The following is a 19,762-nucleotide window of genomic DNA, read 5'->3' on the forward strand; positions in this document are numbered from 1 at the left end:
TCGGCTCCGACCGCGAGCCGGCTCCTCGGGTGCTCGTCCCCACCTACCGCCGCCCCGTCGTGGCCCCGGCCTGAGACCCGACCCGACCGGTCCGACTCGACCGGTCCGACCCGTCAGGGCCACCAGCCGAGCAGGCTCCCGCCGATCTTGACGATGAAGGCGCTGACGACGAGGACGAAGACGACGCGCACGAAGCCGCTCCCCTTCGCCACGGCCGTTCGCGCCCCGACGTAGCCGCCGAGCAGGTTGGCCCCGGCGATGACGACCCCGACCTTGAAGATCACGAGACCCATTGGCAGGAAGACGGTGAGCGCACCGAGGTTCGTCGCGAAGTTCGCGATCTTGGCCTTGGCGCTCGCCTCGAGGAAGTTGTAGCCGAGCAGGCCCACGAGGGCGAAGACGAGGAAGCTGCCGGTGCCCGGACCCAGCGCGCCGTCGTAGACCCCGATGCTGAAGCCGGTCAGCATCGCGAGCACGGTGTGCTTGGCGCCGTGGTAGCGGCGGATCGACTCCGAGCCGAGGTCCGGCTTGAAGAGCGTGTACGCGCCGACGAGGACGAGGAGCACGAGGATGATCGGGTTGAAGGCCGACTTGGGGATGTGCAGCCCGATGAGCGCCCCGCCGATCGACCCGACGTAGGCGACGGCCGCCATCGGCAGCGCCGTGCGCAGGTCGGGGCGCACGCGACGGTAGAAGGTGACCGAGCTCGTCGCCGTGCCGAAGATCGACCCGAACTTGTTCGTCGCGAGCAGCTGCGCCGGCGACGCGCCGGGGAGGCCGATGAGCAGCGCCGGCAGCTGCACGAGGCCGCCGCCACCGACGACGGCGTCGATCCAGCCCGCGACGAACGCCGCGGCGGCGAGGAACGCGAGGGTCGTGAGGGTCGGGTCGCTCACGCGTCCGCACCGTCGGCGCGGGCGTTCCAGGACTCGACGATCGTCAGCACGTCGGTGATCTCGTGCGCCACGGCGTCGGGCGTCGCGTCGTGCGAGACCTGCTGGTCGAGCGGGATGCTCGAGTGCGGCACCCAGATGGCGCGCATGCCGACCTGCTGCGGACCGTGCACGTCCTCGTAGGACCGGTCACCGACGTAGGCGCACTCGGCGGGCTCGACACCGGCCACACGGGCGGCGTGGGCGAAGATCTCGGGCTGCGGCTTCACCCACGGGGTCTCGCTGGAGTAGACGTCGACGTCGACGAGGTCGAGCACGCCGTCGCGCTCGAAGAGCGACCGGTGGTAGTCGCGGTCCCACAGCGTGTTGGACAGCACGCCGACACGGATCCCCTTCTCGCGCAGGCTTTCCCACAGGGGGCGGATCTCCGGCGCCGTGATCGTGTGCGGCTCCCACAAGGCGCGGTATGCCGTGAGCGCCTCCTCGGCGCCCGGGTGGCCGTTTGTGACGCCGACCGACTCGAGCAGCTCGTGCAGGCGTGCGCTGCCGCCGCCGCTGCGCCCGCGGCGCCACGCGGCGTCCTCGGCGGCGCAGATGGCCGCGACGAACGCGGCGTGCGCGTCGCCCGTGTGACCGAGCCCGGCGGCATACGCCCCCCACGTCGCGTGGAAGTCCACCTCGTGCCAGGGCGTGATGGTGCCGCCCCAGTCGAAGAGGACGGCCCGCACGGGCGGGACGGCCGCCGTCACGAGCGCTCGACCTCCGCGGTGACCTCGGCGGTCAGGGCGGCGACGGCGTCGTCGACGGCGACCTCCCGGCGCTCGCCCGTGCGACGGTCCTTGATCTCGACCGTCCCGTCGGCGAGGCCGCGGCCGATGACGAGGATCGTCGGGATGCCGACGAGCTCGGAGTCCTTGAACTTCACGCCGGGGCTGACGCCCTTGCGGTCGTCGACGAGGACGGTGAGGCCCTGGATCTCGAGCTCGCGGGCGATCTCCTCGGCCTTGACGAAGAGGGCCTCGTCCTTGCCGGCCACGACGACGTGGACGTCGGCGGGTGCGAGCTCGCGCGGCCAGATGATCCCCGACTCGTCGTGGTTGCCCTCGACGACGCACGCCACGGCGCGCGAGACACCGACCCCGTAGGAGCCCATGACGACCGTGACGAGCTTGCCGTTCTGGTCAAGCACCTTGAGGTCGAGCGCCTCGGCGTACTTCGTGCCGAGCTGGAAGACGTGGCCCATCTCGATGCCGCGGGCCGTCGAGAGCGTGTGGTCGCAGTTCGGGCAGGCGTCACCGGCGCGGACCTCGGCGGCCTCGATGGTGCCGTCGGCCGCGAAGTCGCGACCGGCGACGAGGTCGATGACGTGCTGGCCGGCGACGTTGGCGCCGGTGACCCAGCGGCTGCCCTCGGCGATCCGGGGGTCGAGGAGGTAGCGGATGCCGGTCGTGCCCTCGAGCCCGAGCGCACCTGGACCGATGTAGCCCTTGACGAGCGCCGGGTTGGCCGCGAAGTCGGCCTCGGTGAAGGCTTCCACCTCCGCCGGCTCGACCTGCGCGCCGAGGCGCTTCTCGTCGACCTCGCGGTCACCGGGGACGCCGATGGCGAGCGGCTCGCGGGTGCCGTCGGGCTGCACGAGCGTCACGACGACGTTCTTCAACGTGTCGCCGGCGGCCCACGGGCGGTCCTCGCGCGGGAAGCGCTCGTTGAGGTGTGCGACGAGCGTGTCGATGGTCGGGGTGTCGGGGGTGTCCTCGGCGTGCGCGGCGGGCACGCCGTCCCAGCCGACGGGGTCGGGGGTGGGCACGCGCACGGCCTCGACGTTGGCGGCATACCCGCAGCTCGTGCACCGCACGTAGGTGTCCTCGCCGACCTCGGCCGTCGCGAGGAACTCCTCGCTCTTGCTGCCGCCCATGGCGCCCGCCATCGCCTCGACGATGACGTAGTGGAAGCCGAGGCGGTCGAAGATGCGGACGTAGGCCTCGCGGTGCAGCTGGTAGCTCTTGTCGAGACCGGCGACGTCGACGTCGAAGGAGTAGCTGTCCTTCATGACGAACTCGCGGCCGCGCAGCACGCCGGCCCGCGGACGTGCCTCGTCGCGGTACTTCGTCTGGATCTGGTAGATCGAGAGCGGCAGGTCCTTGTAGGAGCTGTAGAGGTCCTTGACCGTGAGGGTGAACATCTCCTCGTGGGTCGGGCCGAGGAGGTGGTCGGCGCCCTTGCGGTCCTGGAGTCGGAAGATGTTGTCGCCGTACTCGGTCCAGCGACCGGTGGCCTCGAAGGGCTCCTTGGGCAGCAGCGCCGGGAAGAGCAGCTCCTGGGCGCCGATGGCGTCCATCTCCTCGCGGACGATCTTCTCGACGTTGCGCAGGACGCGCAGGCCGAGGGGCAGCCACGTGTAGACGCCGGGGCTGACCCGGCGCACGTAGCCGGCGCGGACGAGCAGCCGGTGGCTCGGGACCTCTGCGTCCGCCGGGTCCTCGCGAAGGGTGCGCAGGAACAGGGACGACATGTGCAGGGCCACCGGGACTCCTCGAGTGGTGCAGGGTGCACGGCGCGGCGTGACTCGTGCGCGCGGGTGCGGAACCCCGGCAGGATATCGGCCGCCCGGGATGCCCCGTTGGCCCGTGTCCTGTCCACTTCCCGTCCTGACCGGACAGGAACCGGTCACGGGCTTGACCGGCGAGTAGCCCCGCGTGTTCAGTGAGCCTGCCGGATCGGCAGGTGCGGTCGAACTCGTCCAGACATCGTGACGTCCTTGTGACAACACGACGGGGTGTTCGGCCACGCACGGGTGAACGGTGAGCAACAATCGGGGAGGGCGTTCGCGCCTCACGAAACACCACAAAGGAGTGTTGACGACCAGATGAGCGACCCCTCCATCCCGGCTCCTGGATCCTCGGGTGCGGACAGCACCGGCGCCGCGGCCCCTGCCGCGAACCCGCCCGGCAGCGTCATCCTCGAGATGCGGGACATCACCAAGGAGTTCCCCGGCGTCAAGGCGCTCTCGAACGTCTCCATGGCCGTGCGCCGCGGAGAGGTCCACGCGATCTGCGGGGAGAACGGCGCCGGCAAGTCCACCCTCATGAAGGTGCTCTCCGGGGTGCACCCCGCGGGCACCTACGACGGCGAGATCCACTTCGAGGGTCAGCTGTGCGAGTTCAACAACATCCGCGACAGCGAGCACGCCGGCATCGTCATCATCCACCAGGAGCTCGCGCTCATCCCGGAGATGTCGATCGCCGAGAACATCTTCCTCGGCAACGAGACGGCCAAGAGCGGCGTCATCAACTGGCTCTCGACCCGCGTCAAGGCGCGCGAGCTGCTCGCCCGCGTCGGCCTCGAGGAGGAGCCCGACACCAAGATCCGTGACATCGGCGTCGGCAAGCAGCAGCTCGTCGAGATCGCCAAGGCGCTCTCCAAGGACGTCAAGCTGCTCATCCTCGACGAGCCGACCGCCGCGCTCAACGAGGGCGACTCGCAGCACCTGCTCGACCTCATCGCGGGGCTGCGCTCCAAGGGCGTCACCTGCATCATGATCAGCCACAAGCTCAACGAGATCGAGCAGATCGCCGACTCCATCACCATCATCCGGGACGGCAAGTCGATCGAGACCCTCCGCGTCAAGGAGGACGGCGTCGACGAGAACCGCATCATCCGCGGCATGGTCGGTCGTGACCTCGAGTCGCGCTTCCCCGACCACACCCCCGACATCGGCGAGGTCTTCTTCGAGGTGCGCAACTGGACGGTGCGTCACCCGAGCGTCGCCGACCGGCTCGTGGCCAAGCACAGCGACTTCTTCGTCCGCCGCGGCGAGATCGTCGGCTTCGCCGGCCTCATGGGCGCCGGGCGCACCGAGCTCATGCGCAGCCTCTTCGGCCGCTCCTACGGCACCTACGTCGAGGGCACCATCCTCAAGGACGGCAAGGAGGTGCGGCTGCGGTCCGTCTCCGATGCCATCGACGCCGGCCTCGCCTACGTCACCGAGGACCGCAAGACGTTGGGTCTCAACCTCCTCGACGACATCAAGCGCACCACGGTGTCGGCGCGGCTCTCGCGCATCACCCACGGCTTCGTCGTCGACGAGCGCGAGGAGTACAACTTCGCCGAGTCCTATCGAAAGTCCCTGCGCACCAAGGCTCCCAACGTCGACGAGGGGGTCTCGAAGCTCTCCGGCGGCAACCAGCAGAAGGTCGTCCTCGCGAAGTGGCTCTTCACCGAGCCGGACCTGCTCATCCTCGACGAGCCCACGCGCGGCATCGACGTCGGCGCCAAGTTCGAGATCTACGGGATCATCCAGAGGATGGCCTCGGAGGGCAAGGGCGTCATCCTCGTCTCGTCCGAGCTCCCCGAGCTGATCGGCCTGTCCGACCGCATCTACACGATCGCCGAGGGCGCGGTCACCGGCGTGCTGTCCCGTGAGGAGGCCGACCAGGAGTCCCTGATGCGACTCATGACCCGGCGCACCCACGGCGGCTCCCAGGCGACCACGCGCGAGAGCGCGTGACCGGCGCCGAGACGCCGGACCCGACACCTCCCCCATCCACACCCGACACAGCCAGGACTGCACCCATGGACAAGGTCAAGAAGATCTTCGGTGGCGACACCCGTCAGCTCGGCATGATCTTCGCCCTCGTGGCGCTGATCATCTTCTTCCAGATCTGGACCGGCGGGCTGACGCTCACGCCGGACAACGTCATCAACATCTTCCAGCAGAACTCCTACATCCTCGTGCTCGCCATCGGCATGGTGCTCGTCATCATCGCCGGCCACATCGACCTCTCCGTCGGCTCCGTCGCGGCGTTCGTCGGCATCTGCGTGGCCATCGCGATGCGTGACTGGAACCTCAGCTGGTGGATGGGCATCCTCCTCGGCCTCGCGATCGGCGCCCTCGTCGGGGCGTGGCAGGGGATGTGGACCGCGTACGTCGGCATCCCGGCGTTCATCGTGACGCTCTCGGGCATGCTCCTCTTCCGCGGCGCGAACCAGTACGTCGGCAAGTCCAACTCGGTGCCGGTCTCCGAGGACTTCCAGGTCATCGGCGGCGGCTACCTCCCCGAGGTCGGGCCCGACACCGGCTACAACAACCTCACCGTCCTCATCGGGCTGCTGCTCGCCGTCGGGATCGTCGTCGGCAGCCTCCGCAGCCGTCGCGCCCTCGTCAAGCTCGGTGCCGACGTCGAGGAGGCGTGGGTCATGTGGGTGCGGCTCGGCCTCATCTGCGCCGCCATCATCGGTGCGACGCTGCTCTTCGGCTCCGGCCGCCCCGGCACGTCCTTCCCCATCTCCGGGATCATCCTGGCCGTGCTCGTCCTGCTCTACGGCTTCATCTCCAACCGCACCGTCATCGGCCGCCACATCTACGCCGTCGGTGGCAACCGCCACGCGGCCGAGCTGTCCGGTGTGAAGAGCAAGAAGGTCAACTTCCTCGTCATGATGAACATGTCGATCCTGGCGGCCCTCGCCGGCATGATCTTCGTGGCGCGCTCGACCGCCTCCGGCCCGTCCGACGGTGTCGGCTGGGAGCTCGACGCCATCGCGGCCGTCTTCATCGGTGGCGCCGCCGTCACCGGCGGTGTCGGCACCGTCGTCGGCTCCATCGTCGGAGGCCTCGTCATGGCCGTGCTCAACAACGGCCTGCAGCTCAAGGGGATCGGCGCCGACGCGACGCAGATGATCAAGGGCCTCGTGCTCCTCGTCGCCGTCGCCTTCGACGTCTACAACAAGTCGCAGGGCCGCGTGTCGCTCCTCGGCATGCTGACCCGCAACTTCCGACGCGGCGGCAGCGACGACGACTCGTCCGCCCCACCGTCGCCGTCCGCGGCCACCGAGACGACTCCCGTCTCCGAGACCATCCGCCAGTCCAGCTGAGCCCCGGCTCGGCCCGACGAAAACCCCCCAAACCCACCCAAGAACCACCAGAGACCCGGTCAGGGCGCCCGCCCGCGACCGAGAGGGATCCGCGCTCCGCCCGGACGCGATGAGAGGAAAGAGAGCACATGCGTACCTTTACCAAGGTGCTGGGCGTCACGGCTGTGGCCGCCCTTGTTCTGACCGGTTGCGGTCGGAGCAGCGACACCGGCACGACGCCGGGCGCATCGAACGGCGGATCCGCCGCGGCGGGCTTCCCCGCCAACGCCGTCATCGGCATCGCCCTGCCCCAGAAGACGTCGGAGAACTGGGTGCTCGCCGAGCAGCTGTTCAAGGACGGCCTGTCGGCAGCCGGCTTCCAGGGCGACGTCCAGTTCGCCAACGGCGGCGTCTCGGAGCAGCAGAACCAGATTTCGGCCATGGTCACCAAGGGCGCCAAGGTCATCGTCGTCGGCGCCATCGACGGCTCGCAGCTGGGCACCCAGCTCAAGGCCGCCAAGGACGCCGGCGCGACCGTCATCGCCTACGACCGTCTCGTGAAGAACACCGCGGCCGTTGACTACTACGTGGCCTACGACAACTTCAAGGTCGGCGAGCTGCAGGGTCAGGCCCTGCTCGACGGCATGGCCAAGAAGAAGCCGAACGGCCCGTACAACATCGAGCTCTTCGCCGGCTCGCCCGACGACGCGAACGCCCAGGTCTTCTTCGACGGCGCCATGAAGGTGCTCCAGCCGAAGATCGACGACGGCACCCTCAAGGTCACGTCCGGCCAGAAGGACTTCAACCAGGTCGTCACCCAGGGCTGGAAGGCCGAGAACGCCCAGAAGCGCATGGACACGCTCCTCGCGGCGAACTACACGAGCGCGGCGCTCGACGGCGTCCTGTCGCCCAACGACACGCTGGCCCGCGCGATCATCACGTCGGTCAAGGCGGCCGGCAAGCCCGTGCCGATCGTGACCGGCCAGGACTCCGAAGTCGAGTCGGTCAAGTCGATCATGGCGGGTGAGCAGTACTCCACGATCAACAAGGACACCCGCAACCTCGTCAAGGAGACCATCGCCATGGTCACCGCCCTCCAGAAGGGCCAGGCCCCGACGGTCAACGACACCAAGTCCTACAACAACGGTGTCAAGGTCGTCCCGGCCAACCTGCTCCCCCCGGTCATCGTGACCAAGGAGAACGCAGCCGAGGCCTACGCGAACGACCCGACGCTGGCCCCGCTCACCAAGTGAGCTGAGACCACCCGGTCACCGCACTCGGTGGAGGCCCGCCCCGTTCCAGGGGCGGGCCTTCGTCGTGCGTGGACGGCCCCACCGCGTGCCGCGGACGAGGCGTAGCGTCGCGCCATGGCGGACGTCTACCTCCACGGGCACCACCCGAGCGTCCTCGCGTCGCACGGCGCGCGGACCGCCGCAGACTCGGCGGCCTACCTGCTCCCCCACCTGCACGACGGCCTGCAGGTCCTCGACGTCGGCTGCGGGCCCGGCACGATCACCCTCGACCTCGCCGCGGCCGTCGGCCCCTCGGGCGTCGTGGTCGGGGTCGAGAACGTCGACGGCCCCCTCGAGCAGGCCCGCAGCCACGCCGCCGCGCGAGGTGACGAGCGCACCCGCTTCGAGCGCGCCGACGTCATGGCCCTTCCGTATGCCGCCGGGTCCTTCGACGTCGTCCACGCCCACCAGGTGCTCCAGCACCTCACCGACCCCGTGGGAGCCCTGCGCGAGATGACGCGGGTCACGCGCCCGGGCGGCATCGTCGCGGTGCGCGACGTCGACTACGCCTCGATGGCGTGGCACCCGGCGTCGCAGGAGATGACCCGCTGGCTCGAGCTCTACCACCGCCTCGCGCGCCTCAACCACGCCGAGCCGGACGCCGGCCGCCACCTCGTCGCCTGGGCGCACGCGGCCGGTCTCTCCCGGCTCACGCCGTCGGCCTCGCTGTGGACGTACGCGACGCCCGAGCAGTGCGCGTGGTGGGGCGGCACATGGGCGCGGCGCACGCTCGAGTCGACCTTCGCGACGCAGGCGCTCGAGCGCGGTCTCGTCACGGCCGACGAGCTCGCGGAGATCAGCGCCGCGTGGCAGGACTGGTCGAGGCACCCCGACGCGTGGTTCGCGATGACCCACGCCGAGGTCGTCGCCCACGTCTGACCCGGTCACCGGTCGGCTGCCCGTCAAACGGCTCGCGACGCGTCCGCGTCCTTTGCGAGAGTTGCCGTATGTCGCGCTCCTCCAGCACGTTCACGCTCGTCACCGACGCCGCCGAGGCACAGGCTCGGTTCGCGGGCCTCGTGGCGCGCGAGCCGGAGGCACTGAGCGTCGTCGCGAGCGTGACGGACGGTCTCGTCGTCGACCGCAGCCGCTACGTCGGGGCCCGGTGGTGGGCCGCCACCGACGCGTCGGGTGAGGTCGTCGGCGCGTTCATGCACACGCCGCCCCATCCGCTGCACATCGCGCTCGCCAGCGCCGACGAGGCCCGCGACCTCGCGGCCCTGCTCGCGGACCAGTGCGACGTGCTGCCCGGCGTCGGCGGCCAGCGCAGACCGGCCGAGGCCTTCGCCACGGAGTGGGTCGCGCGCACGGGAGCGACGTCGAGGGTCGCCATGGAGGTGGGCCGCTTCGACCTCCCGACCCCGCCGCACGTGCCCTTCGAGGTGAGCGGCTCCTTCCGGCTCGCGACGGACGCCGACACGGCGCTCGTCGACGGCTGGCACCAGCAGTTCGTCGACGCGATCGAGGGCGAGGGCCGGGTCGTCCCGTCGCTCGACCGGCACGTCACCGACGGACGGGTGGGCCTCTGGGAGGACGCCGGGCGCACCGTGTCGATGGCCTACGCCTCCCCCGCCAGCGGCGGCGTCACCCGCATCTCAGGGGTGTGGACCCCACCGGAGCTGCGCGGACACGGCTACGCGAGCGGTGTCGTCGCCGCCCTCAGCAGCGCCCGCCTCGACGCGGGCGAGGCCTGCATGCTCTACACCGACCTCGCCAACCCGACGTCGAACGCCATCTACACGGCGATGGGCTACCGCCGTGTCGGTGACAGCATCAGCATCGCGTTCGGCGAGCAGGCCTGACGCCTCAGCGCATCACTCCCCCGGCGCGCAGCGCCGTGCGGATCATCGGCCACTGGAGCGGCAGCCGCGCGACGGTCGCGGCGAGGTAGCCCTGCCGCTTCGCGTCGTCCGGCTTCCGGTCGAGGCGACGCTTGGCGTGGCCCGTCATCGTGACGTTCGCCGGGAAGACCGCGACGAGAAGGGCCGCCGACGCGAGACCGGCCACGCGACGCGTGCGAGGGACGAACAGCCCGACGGCGCAGGCGATCTCGAGCGCGCCGGAGGCATACACGAGTGCGCGACGAGACGGCAGCTGCTTCGGCACCATCGCCTCGAAGGGCTCGGGCTTGACGAAGTGCATCGTGCCCGAGGTGAGGAAGAGGCCGGCCAGGGCGATGGCGTCCTTGCCGAGCGGGGCATTCGTCGCGGTCTTCATGTGCCCACCCTAGGCCGGGCTCCCGAGGACTCTAGAGCAGCACCGTCGTGAACGAGCCGACCTCGCGGAAACCGCACCGCTCGTAGGTCGCCCGGGCCGCGACGTTGAAGTCGTTGACGTAGAGCGACACCTCGTCGGCCAGGCCCGACAGCACCTGCTCGACGACGCTCGCCATGGCCGGCACCGAGAGACCCTGTCCACGCAGCCGAGGGTGCAGCCAGACCCCCTGGACCTGGGCGCAGCCGAGGGCGAGCGAGCCGACGTCGGCCTTGAAGACGACCTCGCCGTCCTCGATCTTGACGAAGGTGTGGCCGGCGCGGATCAGCGCGGCGATGCTCGCCCGGTAGCCGCGGTCGGAGCCGAAGTAGGGCGGGTAGCCGATCTCCTCGGTGAACATGTGTGCCGCAGCGGGCAGCACGAGATCGACCTCGTCCATCCGCGCCGGGCGCACACCGGCGTCGAGGCTCAGGCCGAGAGCCGACGGGCGCGTGCGCGTCGTCAGCAGCGGCTGCTGGGTGCGGATCGCGCGAACAGGGCCCCACGTCGGGCCGAGCCGGTCCCACAGACCGCCGACCTGCCCGCTCGGGCCGAAGATCGAGGCGCACTGACGGCGCATCCTGCTGATCCGCGACGCGACGGCCGCGACGCCGTCGTCGTCGAGCTCCACCGGCACGACGTTGGCGCTGACCCAGGCGAGGCCGCGCAGCTCACCGTCCCCCCAGTGCCCGAGGAGCGCGCCCGGGGACGTGCGCAGCGATCCCTCGACGATGCGGGCGGCGACGAAGGCGTTGGCCACCCGGTCACGCGCGCACACCTCGAGCGCGGCGTCGTGGTCGACCACCGACAGCGGTCGCACGGGGAGGCGTTGGCGGAGCACCACCCAAGAGTGCCTGCCCGCGGGCCGGGTGTCACCCCGGCGCGCCTCACGAACCCGTCACGACCACCGTGCAGGCAGCTGCCGGATAGCCGCCGGGCAGCTGCCGGGGTGGGTGTCAGCGTGGCGCGACGAGGACGGGCCGCTCGAGGTCGGTGTTGTCGAGCACCCACGTCGCACGGGCCCGCGGGTCGGCGGCCGCGAGGTAGAGCCGCTGGCCCTCGACGTAGCGGCGGTTCGCCTCCGCCGCCGGGTCGGGGTCGTGGCCGTCCCCGAAGCGGGCATTGCCCCGGGGCACCGAGACGCTGAAGGGGACGTCGACCCAGACGGCGGCGTCCCAGGCCTCGGTGAGCTCGGGACGCTGGAGGAAGATCCCGTCGACGAGCAGCACCGTGTCGGGCCCGACGGCGACGGGGGCGGGCCGCACCGGCTCGTCGGCCTCGACGTCGTTGACGGCGGGGGTGACCGGCTCGCCCCGACGGAAGGGCTCGACGACGGCGCGCCGGAACGCGTCGTAGTCGTAGGAGTCCTCGTAGAAGGTCTCCGGCCCTCGACCCCGCGCGATGCGCTGGGCCCTGGGCCGGTGGAAGCCGTCGATGGTGACGCGCAGCACGTCACGCGCGGCGTCGAGACCGCCGATCACCTCGGCCAGCTGGTCGGCGAGGACCGTCTTGCCGGCGCCGTCGAACCCGTCGACCGCCACGGCCACGCGCTCACCCGGCCGGAGCGCGACGACACGCTCGGCGAGGTCGCGCAGGACGGCATACCGCTCGGTCGAGTGGACGGGGGCACGCACCTCAGCTGACGGAGACGCTCGGGGCCCCGGCCGACTCCTCGTCGACCGGCTCGCCCATCTCCTCGGCGAGACGCATCGCCTCCTCGATGAGCGTCTCGACGATCTGCGCCTCGGGGACGGTCTTGATGACCTCGCCCTTGACGAAGATCTGGCCCTTGCCGTTGCCGGACGCGACCCCGAGGTCGGCCTCGCGGGCCTCCCCCGGGCCGTTGACGACGCAGCCCATGACGGCGACGCGCAACGGGACCGTCATGCCCTCGAGGCCGGCGGTGACCTGGTCGGCGAGCGTGTAGACGTCGACCTGGGCGCGGCCGCACGAGGGGCACGAGACGATCTCGAGCTTGCGCGGGCGCAGGTTGAGGCTCTGGAGGATCTGGATGCCGACCTTGACCTCCTCGACCGGCGGGGCCGAGAGGGAGACGCGGATCGTGTCGCCGATGCCGCGCGAGAGGAGGGCGCCGAAGGCCGTCGCCGACTTGATGGTGCCCTGGAAGGCGGGGCCGGCCTCGGTGACACCGAGGTGGAGTGGCCAGTCGCCGCGCTCGGCGAGCAGCTCGTAGGCGCGCACCATGATGACCGGGTCGTTGTGCTTGACCGAGATCTTGAAGTCGTGGAAGTCGTGCTCCTCGAAGAGGCCCGCCTCCCAGACCGCCGACTCGACGAGCGCCTCGGGCGTCGCCTTGCCGTACTTCTCCATGATCCGCTTGTCGAGGCTGCCGGCGTTGACGCCGATGCGGATGGAGACGCCGGCGTCCTTGGCCGCCTTGGCGATCTCCTTGACCTGGTCGTCGAACTGGCGGATGTTGCCCGGGTTGACGCGCACGGCTGCGCAGCCGGCGTCGATGGCCGCATAGACGTACTTCGGCTGGAAGTGGATGTCGGCGATGACCGGGATCTGGCTCTTCCGCGCGATCGCCGGCAGGGCGTCGGCGTCGTCCTGGCTCGGGCAGGCCACGCGCACGATGTCGCAGCCGGAGGCCGTCAGCTCGGCGATCTGCTGGAGCGTCGCGTTGATGTCGGTCGTGGGCGTCGTCGTCATCGACTGCACCGAGACCGGGAAGTCGCTCCCGACACCGACCTTGCCGACCTGGATCTGGCGGGTCTGTCGCCGCGGGGCGAGGACCGGCGGGGGCAGGGGCGGCATACCGAGGGAGACGCTCATGCCGCCATTATGTCGCGCCCCGCCGAAGCGGGAGCCGGGGAGGTGGGATGGCCGTCTCAGCCGGCTCAGCCGAAGAGCTTGATCGGCTTGACGATGTCGGCGTAGATGAGCAGCACCGACATGGTGATGAGGACGAGGCTCATGCCGTAGGCGATGGGCAGCCCCTTGGCGACGTCGACGAAGCCGGGGTCGGGACGGTGGCGCAGTCGCGCCCAGCCCCGCTTGACGGCCTCCCAGAAGGCTCCTGCGACGTGACCGCCGTCGAGCGGGAGCAGCGGGATGAGGTTGAAGACGAAGAGGGCGAGGTTGAGGGAGGCGATGAGCAGGATGAGCTGGGCGAGCTTGACCCAGTTGCCACCCTCGTCGGCCGGGATGTCGAGCGCAGCGACCTCGCCGCCGATGCGACCGACGCCGACGACGGAGATGGGGCCGTTGGGGTCTCGGGCCTCGGACCCGAACGCGGCCTGGACGACGCCGGTCATCTTCTCGGGGATCTTGACGATGATCGAGGCGGTGTCGACGATCCGGTCCCAGACGAAGCCGGGCGCCTGCGCGATGGGGGTGCGGACGAGCTCCTGGCCGGGCGTGATGCCCGCGAAGCCCATCGAGGCGAGGACGGGCTTGCCGTCCTTGGCGACGGGGTTGCCCTGGTCGTCGTACGTGGCGCGCTCGAGGACGGCGGGCGTGATCGCGATCGTGACCTGCTGACCGCCGCGCTCGACGACCCACGCCATCGTGGCGCCCTTGCTGTCGCGGATGGCCGCGGTGACCTGGTCCCACGTTCTGACCGGCTTGCCGTCGACGGAGAGGATGCGGTCGCGCTCCTGCAGGCCCGCGGCCTTGGCCGGCGCGACGGGATCGCCCGGCTTGCAGGCGGGCTGCGGCACCTGCAGCGTCGGGGCCGTCGTCGGCACGCACGCCGAGAGGAGTCCGACCTTGGGGGCCACCTGCGGCAGGCCGTAGAGCGTGATGACGCCCGTGATGAGGACGAACGCGATGATGAGGTTCATGACCGGCCCGCCGAGCATGATGACGATCTTCTTGCCGGGACTCAGCTTGTAGAAGACGCGGTCCTCGTCGCCGGGCTTGACCTCCTCCATCGAGTCGGCCCGGGCCTGGTCGACCATCTGGCTGAAGCGGCCGGTCGAGAGGGTGCGCAGCTCGCCGGGCTTGTCACCGGGGCGGGGCGGGAGCATCCCGATCATCCGGACGTAGCCGCCGAGCGGGATCGCCTTGATGCCGTACTCGGTCTCGCCACGCTTGCGCGACCAGACCGTCGGGCCGAAGCCGACCATGTACTGGGTCACCTTGACCCCGAACTTCTTGGCCGGCACGAGGTGGCCGATCTCGTGCAGCGCGATGCTGAGCGCCACACCGACGACGACGACCAGGACCCCTAGGAAGAACAGCACCCCTCCATTGTCACATCGACTTCCTGTGATTCCCGCGTCGATGTGTTCCACGGCCACCGGTGACCGTGGAACACCTCGAACCGTGGCCTACCCGGCGATGGTGCTCCGGGCGGCGTGGCGGGCCCAGGCGTCGGCAGCGAGGACGTCGTCGAGCGTGAGGTCGGTGACCCCTGAGGCCGGCTCGGCGGCATACGCGTCGACGACGTGCGCGACGGTGTCGACGATGTCGACGAAGCCGATGCGGCAGTCGTGGAAGGCGTCGACGGCGACCTCGTTGGCGGCGTTGTAGACGGCCGGCCACGTGCCACCGGCCTCCCCCACCCGACGGGCGAGAGAGACCGCCGGGAACGCGTCGTCGTCGAGCGGCTCGAAGTCCCACGACTGCGCCCGGGTCCAGTCGACGGGGACGTCGGCGTCGGCGATGCGCTCGGGCCAGGACATCCCGAGAGCGATCGGCACGAGCATCCGCGGCGGACCTGCCTGGGCGATCGTCGAGCCGTCGACGAACTCGACCATCGAGTGGATCATCTGCTGCGGGTGCACGACGACGTTGATGCGCTCGAACGGGATGTCGAAGAGCAGGTGCGCCTCGATGACCTCGAGGCCCTTGTTGACGAGGGTCGCTGAGTTCGTCGTGATGACGCGGCCCATCGCGAAGTTGGGGTGCGCGAGGGCCTGCTCGGGGGTGACGTCGGCGAGCTCGTCACGCGACCGACCGCGGAACGGGCCACCACTCGCCGTGACGACGAGCCGGCGCACCTCCTCGGCGCGGCCGCCGCGCAGGCACTGGGCGATGGCCGAGTGCTCGCTGTCGACGGGCACGATCTGGCCGGGGGCCGCGAGCGCCTTGACGAGCGGGCCGCCGATGATGAGCGACTCCTTGTTGGCGAGCGCGAGCGTCGTGCCGGCGCGCAGCGCGGCGAGGGTGGGCTCGAGGCCGATGGCCCCGGTGATGCCGTTGACGACGACGTCAGCCTCCCGCGCGGCGATCGTCGTGCTCGCCTCGGGGCCGACGAGCAGCTCGGGGTCGTATGCCGTCACGCCGGCCGCGTCGGACGCGCGCGCGAGCGCTGCGGCGAGGTCGTCCGGCGTCCCGCTCGCGACGGCCACGACGGGGGTGCGGAGCGCGACGGCCTGTTCGGCGACGAGGTCGAGGTTGGAGCCGGCGGAGAGCCCGACGACCTCGAAGCGGTCGCGGTTGCGCTGGACGAGGTCGATGGCCTGCGTGCCGATCGAGCCGGTCGAGCCGAGCAGGACGATGCGGCGGGGGCGCGCCGAGGTGTCAGTCACCCCGGCATTCTCCCGCAGGCCACGGCACTGCGGTCAGGCGGTCACTCCCCTCGACCGGAGCAGCTCGTCGCGTTTGAAGGCGTAGGCGACGGCCCAGGTCATGCGCAGGCGGTACATCCGGATGTCGTCGGCCCAGGACCACGGGCTGCTGCCGTAGTGGGCGGTCCAGTGGGCCTCGACCTCGTCGCGCTCCGGTCCCGGGGGCATGAGGTCGGCGTACCCGTGGCTGAACAGGGCGAGGTCCTCGCCGTCGACGTGCGCGACGCTCACCGCGGGCCGCGTCTCGAGGTGCTTGGCCTTGGCCGACGTGCCGGCCGTGCTGAACGTCCACGTGCCGTGGAGGAAGTGGCCGTCGAGGGCGCTGATGCGCGGCTCGCCCGCCGCGGTGACGGTGGCCACGGAGAGCACCTTCATGCCGGTGAGCAGCGCGACAAGTTGCTCGGCGGTCAGCGTGCGGTCGTCGTCGATGATGCTCCGCAGGTGGCCCGACGCCTTGGCGTGCGAGGCGTCGAGCAGGGCCTGGAGGGCGGCTGTCTCGTCAGGTGTCTCGAGCATCCTCCGACGCTAGCGCCGAGCACCGACGACGGACCTGATCGTCCTTGCTGACCTGGGCGGGCCCTCACCACCACATGGCCTCGCTCGCGGCATAGAAGCCGTCGTCGGTCCACATCCGCCACGGCCCGACGTCGTAGCCGGCCGCAGGTGCCGCGACGTGCGGCGGCGGGAGCAGGACGCTCGACGGGACGGACGGGCGGGCGCCGACGGCGTGGGCGGCGTGGGCGGCGCCCGGTGAGGACGGACCGGAGGCCACCGGCGGCAGTGGCGCCCCGCTCGTCGGCGGGCCCGACGGGGGCGGCAGGTCCGGCACCTGGCCGGGCGGCAGGAAGCCGGTGTTCGGGTCACGCTGCGGGACGACACCGGCCTCGGCGAGGTTCTTGACGACGGCGAGACGAGTGGCCATGAGCGCGGCGATCCCGGAGCCGTCGACGACGCGACCGGGCCCGGCGGGGAGCCAGCCGGTGAAGGTCTCGGTGAGGCGGGCGCCGACCGCGCACGGCTCGACCGTCGTGACGACGTCGGCCTCGTGGGAGGAGGTGAGGTCCCGCTCGACGGTCCGCCCGGGCTCCGACGCCGGGGTGAGGAGCGAGACCGAGGCGGCCCGGCGCCCGTCGTCGTGGCGGTGCACCGCGAGCACGTGCTCGCGCCCGGGCTCGTCGGCGAGCTCGAGGCGCACGAGCTGCTCGAGAGACGGCTTGAGCAGCTGCTCGGACGACGGCTGCTCGAGCAGCTCGCGGAGCCGGTCGGGGGCGACGGCGACCTCGATCGAGGCCGTCTCGTGCACGGGCAGGACCCCGGGGCCGCCGGCCGTGGCGACACCGTGTCCGACGAAGCCGCTCGCCATCGCCTCCTCGACCGGTCCGTCGGCCGTCTGGTCCGCCGTCCGGCTGCGCGGGTTCCCCTCGACGTCCGCCTTGAGCCCGAGCAGCGCCCGCGCCATCCAGGCCCGGGCGAACTCCGCCACGGGGTCTGAGGGTGCGAGGCCGTCGAGCCGCTGGGCGACGACGCAGCCGCCGTCGAGCGGCTCCACCGTCGTCGTCAGGGTGAGCGCCGTCGCACCGTCGGCCGACCGGGACACGACCTGGACCCCGTGCTCGACCGCGACGACGGTGCTGAGCCCGACCCAGAGCCGACCGTTCGACCGCCGCCAGACCCCGGCGAACTCGGGCAGTCCCGCCGGGCCCGCAGCCGGCAGGGCGAGCACCCGCACGCAGTCGACACCGAGCTCGGCCCCCGGCCCGGGGGCGACGAGGTGTGGCCAGACCTGCTCGGGAGGGCGCTCGACGAAGACCCGGTGACCGACGTCGCGCGCCACGACCGCGGGTGCCGGCTCGTCACGCCGGCCGCCCCGCTCCCCGAAGAGGCCGCGTAGAAGGCTCACGTGCCGCAGTCTCCCCCAGCGGCGCGGCGCCGTCAGAGGATTCGGACCATTGCCTCCTCGGGCATGATGACGACGTGAAGACGCTCGGCTCGCGCCAGGTCCTCCTCGGCGTGCTCGCCGTGGCCCTCGTCGTGCTGGCCTGGGTCGTCGTGCGCGCCGCACAGGGTCCGTCGTCCCCGGCCGCGTCCTCGGCCCGCGGCACCTCGGCCAGTGGTCCGGCCGCCAGCGGCACCCCTGCGACCGGCGACACCGACCCCGTCTCGGGCCTGCCCTGGGTCGCCGAGTCGGCCCTGCCCGCGCAGGCCCGCGAGACGATGGCCCTGATCCGCGCCGGCGGCCCGTTCCCCTACCCCCGCAGCGACAACCGCACCTTCGACAACCGCGAGCGCATCCTGCCGCCGCACACGAGCGGCTACTACCGCGAGTTCACCGTCGTGACACCGGGATCCGCCGACCGTGGGGCCCGGCGCATCATCACCGGCAGCAGCGGCGAGCGATACTGGACGGACGACCACTACGCATCGTTCAGCCGGATCAGGGAGGGCACGTGACGACGTTCCTGGGCCGGCACAGCGAGGCCGACGACCACATCGCCCAGCTCGCCTGGCTCGGCCACGACGTGCGCGTCGTCTCGGGCGGGGACGACAAGGCCGGCGTGCTCGACGCGTTCGCATCCGGACTCGAGCTGCCCGACTGGTTCGGGCACAACTGGGACGCACTGCTCGACGCGCTGCGCGACCTCGACGGCGCCCGGGGCGTGCCCCTCGAGCTCGTCTGGGACCACGCGGCCACCCTGCGCGAGCACGACCGCGGGGCCTACGACACCGTCCTCGAGATCCTCGAGCAGGTCGCCGACGAGCGCGACGACCTCCACGTCACCGTCATCACCCGCTAGCCGGCGAGACGGCCGGGACCGCGTATGCCGTCACGGCATCCGCGCGCGACGGCGCGCGGGCGCGCGGACGCGACAGGACGGCATACGCCACGGGACGGCATACGCCATCGGGTGGGACGGCTCAGGAGACGAAGACCCGGTCGTCGATGAGCCGCTCGGTGACCTCCTGGCCCTCCGTGTGGAAGCGGCCGTGCTCGAAGTCCTTGGCGAACTCGAGCTCGACGTGGGCCTTGCCGTGGCGGTTCTTCTCGACGCTGACGACCGACCAGCCGCGGAAACGCTGGATGTTGCCGAGGTTGTAGACGAGGTGCTCTCGCGAGACGACATCGACCTTGTCGTTGACGATGAGCACGACGTCGGCCTCGAAGGCGAGCGCCGAGGAGCCGCGCAGGTCGTGCGTGCGCATCCGGTGTCCCGCGGCGAGCGCCTCCTTGTCGGCGGCCGAGATGGCGACGACGGGCACGCGGGCGGAGAGGGCCAGGTCCTTGAGCCCCTCGGCGACGGCGGTGATGCGATCGTCCTCCTCGCCCCGGTCGGCGGGCACCTTCTGGATGTAGTCGAGCAGCACGAAGGGCGCCTGGCCCGTCGCCTCCGTGACGCGGTCGACGGTCGCGCGGATCGTGTCGAGGGTCGTCGTCGCGCCGGACGACTCGTGGATCTGGAGCCGGTCGCCGTAGCTGCCGAGCGCCGCGAGGGCGCGTCGGCCGCCGGGCAGGCTGCCCAGCACGGTGTCGAGCGAGCCGCCGTCGTCGGCCGTCTCGAGCGCGCGCCGCACGTCGATGACCCCGGCCACCTCGCCGGGGTCGCCCTCGGCGGCCTCCATCGAGATGAGCCGTTCGAGCAGCGTGTGACTCTCGTGCTCGTAGGACAGGACGAGGGCGGTGGCGCCCGCGGCGACGACGTTGCGGGCGAGCTGGAGGCCGATCGTCGTCTTGCCGTGGCCGGCCGGCCCGCCGAGCAGGACGAGCTCACCGGAGCGCAGGCCACCGGTCAGGACGGCGTCGAGCGCCGGGAAGCCGGTCGACCACACGCGCGCACCGGCCGGCGACCCGCGTCGCAGCACGTCGTCGGTCTCGCTGAGCAGGGCGCCGAGCGGGCGCAGGGACCCCGCGTCGCGGGAGCCGGCTGGTGTCACCATGCGC

19 protein-coding genes are annotated in these 19,762 nt (G+C 71.3%); 7 read left to right on the forward strand and 12 right to left on the reverse strand.

Features of this window, described 5'->3' with window-relative positions:
• Positions 1 to 113: 113 nt before the first annotated feature.
• The 3 genes from ASH01_RS00230 to ASH01_RS00240 are packed head-to-tail and all read right to left on the reverse strand — an operon-like array spanning position 114 to position 3,417.
• Complete coding sequence (locus ASH01_RS00230) at positions 114 to 896, reverse strand: TSUP family transporter (protein ID WP_056769918.1); 783 nt, start codon at positions 894 to 896, stop codon at positions 114 to 116.
• Positions 893 to 1,642, reverse strand: coding sequence for an HAD family hydrolase (locus tag ASH01_RS00235; RefSeq protein ID WP_056769921.1), 750 nt, complete (start codon positions 1,640 to 1,642; stop codon positions 893 to 895). The genes ASH01_RS00230 and ASH01_RS00235 overlap by 4 nt, the downstream gene beginning before the upstream one ends.
• Complete coding sequence (locus ASH01_RS00240; RefSeq protein ID WP_056769924.1) at positions 1,639 to 3,417, reverse strand: proline--tRNA ligase; 1,779 nt, start codon at positions 3,415 to 3,417, stop codon at positions 1,639 to 1,641. The genes ASH01_RS00235 and ASH01_RS00240 overlap by 4 nt, the downstream gene beginning before the upstream one ends.
• A 441-nt stretch (positions 3,418 to 3,858) precedes the next feature.
• Here ASH01_RS00240 and mmsA point away from each other — a divergent pair, with 441 nt between their 5' ends.
• The 5 genes from mmsA (at position 3,859) to ASH01_RS00265 (ending at position 9,837) form a co-directional block, all read left to right on the forward strand.
• Positions 3,859 to 5,400 (forward strand): multiple monosaccharide ABC transporter ATP-binding protein, encoded by a 1,542-nt coding sequence (gene mmsA / locus ASH01_RS00245; protein ID WP_056772404.1) that lies wholly within the window; start codon positions 3,859 to 3,861, stop codon positions 5,398 to 5,400.
• A 65-nt stretch (positions 5,401 to 5,465) separates the two neighbouring features.
• Complete coding sequence (mmsB, locus tag ASH01_RS00250) at positions 5,466 to 6,764, forward strand: multiple monosaccharide ABC transporter permease (RefSeq protein ID WP_056769927.1); 1,299 nt, start codon at positions 5,466 to 5,468, stop codon at positions 6,762 to 6,764.
• A gap of 128 nt (positions 6,765 to 6,892) precedes the next feature.
• Positions 6,893 to 7,996, forward strand: a complete 1,104-nt coding sequence (locus ASH01_RS00255) for a substrate-binding domain-containing protein (protein ID WP_056769931.1) — start codon at positions 6,893 to 6,895, stop codon at positions 7,994 to 7,996.
• Between the two features lie 114 nt (positions 7,997 to 8,110).
• Positions 8,111 to 8,914: a class I SAM-dependent methyltransferase gene (locus ASH01_RS00260; RefSeq protein ID WP_056769933.1), complete on the forward strand. Its 804-nt coding sequence runs from the start codon at positions 8,111 to 8,113 to the stop codon at positions 8,912 to 8,914.
• A 68-nt stretch (positions 8,915 to 8,982) separates the two neighbouring features.
• On the forward strand, positions 8,983 to 9,837 hold the full coding sequence (locus ASH01_RS00265; RefSeq protein WP_056769936.1) for a GNAT family N-acetyltransferase: 855 nt from the start codon (positions 8,983 to 8,985) through the stop codon (positions 9,835 to 9,837).
• Between the two features lie 4 nt (positions 9,838 to 9,841).
• Here the strand turns inward: ASH01_RS00265 and ASH01_RS00270 are convergent, their stop codons facing one another.
• The 8 genes from ASH01_RS00270 to ASH01_RS00305 form a co-directional block, all read right to left on the reverse strand.
• Complete coding sequence (locus tag ASH01_RS00270) at positions 9,842 to 10,252, reverse strand: DoxX family protein (RefSeq protein WP_056769941.1); 411 nt, start codon at positions 10,250 to 10,252, stop codon at positions 9,842 to 9,844.
• Between the two features lie 31 nt (positions 10,253 to 10,283).
• Positions 10,284 to 11,129: a GNAT family N-acetyltransferase gene (locus ASH01_RS00275; protein WP_235508605.1), complete on the reverse strand. Its 846-nt coding sequence runs from the start codon at positions 11,127 to 11,129 to the stop codon at positions 10,284 to 10,286.
• A 115-nt stretch (positions 11,130 to 11,244) separates the two neighbouring features.
• A complete protein-coding gene (locus ASH01_RS00280) occupies positions 11,245 to 11,922 on the reverse strand; it encodes a hypothetical protein (protein WP_056769948.1) in 678 nt (225 codons plus the stop codon).
• A gap of 1 nt (position 11,923) precedes the next feature.
• Complete coding sequence (gene ispG, locus ASH01_RS00285) at positions 11,924 to 13,084, reverse strand: flavodoxin-dependent (E)-4-hydroxy-3-methylbut-2-enyl-diphosphate synthase (RefSeq protein WP_056769951.1); 1,161 nt, start codon at positions 13,082 to 13,084, stop codon at positions 11,924 to 11,926.
• Between the two features lie 65 nt (positions 13,085 to 13,149).
• A complete protein-coding gene (locus ASH01_RS00290) occupies positions 13,150 to 14,496 on the reverse strand; it encodes a M50 family metallopeptidase (RefSeq protein ID WP_056769954.1) in 1,347 nt (448 codons plus the stop codon).
• Between the two features lie 87 nt (positions 14,497 to 14,583).
• On the reverse strand, positions 14,584 to 15,786 hold the full coding sequence (gene dxr, locus ASH01_RS00295) for a 1-deoxy-D-xylulose-5-phosphate reductoisomerase (protein WP_056769957.1): 1,203 nt from the start codon (positions 15,784 to 15,786) through the stop codon (positions 14,584 to 14,586).
• Positions 15,787 to 15,819: 33 nt separating this feature from the next.
• Positions 15,820 to 16,341, reverse strand: a complete 522-nt coding sequence (locus tag ASH01_RS00300) for a pyridoxamine 5'-phosphate oxidase family protein (protein WP_056769959.1) — start codon at positions 16,339 to 16,341, stop codon at positions 15,820 to 15,822.
• Positions 16,342 to 16,405: 64 nt separating this feature from the next.
• On the reverse strand, positions 16,406 to 17,725 hold the full coding sequence (locus tag ASH01_RS00305; RefSeq protein WP_156415352.1) for a hypothetical protein: 1,320 nt from the start codon (positions 17,723 to 17,725) through the stop codon (positions 16,406 to 16,408).
• Between the two features lie 74 nt (positions 17,726 to 17,799).
• On the opposite strand from ASH01_RS00305, the gene ASH01_RS00310 reads away from it, so the two are divergent.
• Both ASH01_RS00310 and ASH01_RS00315 read left to right on the forward strand, forming a co-directional pair.
• Positions 17,800 to 18,276 (forward strand): ribonuclease domain-containing protein, encoded by a 477-nt coding sequence (locus ASH01_RS00310; RefSeq protein ID WP_056769965.1) that lies wholly within the window; start codon positions 17,800 to 17,802, stop codon positions 18,274 to 18,276.
• Complete coding sequence (locus tag ASH01_RS00315) at positions 18,273 to 18,620, forward strand: barstar family protein (RefSeq protein WP_056769968.1); 348 nt, start codon at positions 18,273 to 18,275, stop codon at positions 18,618 to 18,620. Before ASH01_RS00310 ends, ASH01_RS00315 begins: the two co-directional genes overlap by 4 nt.
• A 121-nt stretch (positions 18,621 to 18,741) precedes the next feature.
• On the opposite strand, the gene ASH01_RS00320 is transcribed toward ASH01_RS00315, so the two are convergent.
• On the reverse strand, positions 18,742 to 19,758 hold the full coding sequence (locus ASH01_RS00320) for a DnaB-like helicase C-terminal domain-containing protein (protein WP_056769970.1): 1,017 nt from the start codon (positions 19,756 to 19,758) through the stop codon (positions 18,742 to 18,744).
• Between the last annotated feature and the right edge of the window lie 4 nt (positions 19,759 to 19,762).

The organism is Terrabacter sp. Soil811, assembly GCF_001429655.1.
Taxonomy (GTDB): domain Bacteria; phylum Actinomycetota; class Actinomycetes; order Actinomycetales; family Dermatophilaceae; genus Terrabacter.